Source organism: Bacillus sp. AFS073361 (genome assembly GCF_002567005.1).
GTDB lineage: Bacteria > Bacillota > Bacilli > Bacillales > Cytobacillaceae > Neobacillus.
Window position 1 is genome coordinate 1 of record NZ_NUZU01000088.1, and the last position, 418, is coordinate 418.

At 48.6% G+C, this 418-nt stretch carries 4 tRNA genes; all 4 read left to right on the forward strand.

Annotation, left to right across the window (positions count from 1 at the left end):
- Window positions 1-28: 28 nt before the first annotated feature.
- Window positions 29-103 (forward strand) — tRNA-Asn (locus tag COJ96_RS25440).
- 26 nt (window positions 104-129) lie between these two features.
- Window positions 130-202, forward strand: a tRNA-Thr gene (locus COJ96_RS25445).
- 21 nt (window positions 203-223) lie between these two features.
- Window positions 224-298 (forward strand) — tRNA-Glu (locus COJ96_RS25450).
- 39 nt (window positions 299-337) lie between these two features.
- A tRNA-Val gene (locus COJ96_RS25455) sits at window positions 338-413 on the forward strand.
- Window positions 414-418 lie beyond the last annotated feature (5 nt).

Sequence of the window (418 nt, forward strand, 5' to 3'; positions counted from 1 at the left end):
GGACGTTGCCAGGCTGTAATATTATTGTTCCGCAGTAGCTCAGTGGTAGAGCTATCGGCTGTTAACCGATCGGTCGTAGGTTCGAGTCCTACCTGCGGAGCCATTTTTATGTAAACTAAGTTTAGCTGTGCTTCCATAGCTCAGTAGGTAGAGCACTTCCATGGTAAGGAAGAGGTCAGCGGTTCGAGCCCGCTTGGAAGCTTACCTATTTTAATAATAGTATGGCCCCTTGGTCAAGCGGTTAAGACACCTCCCTTTCACGGAGGTAACACGGGTTCGAGTCCCGTAGGGGTCACCATAATTTTTTCACGACAGTGAAAATGACTTTCATTTATTTGGAGGATTAGCTCAGCTGGGAGAGCATCTGCCTTACAAGCAGAGGGTCGGCGGTTCGATCCCGTCATCCTCCACCATAATT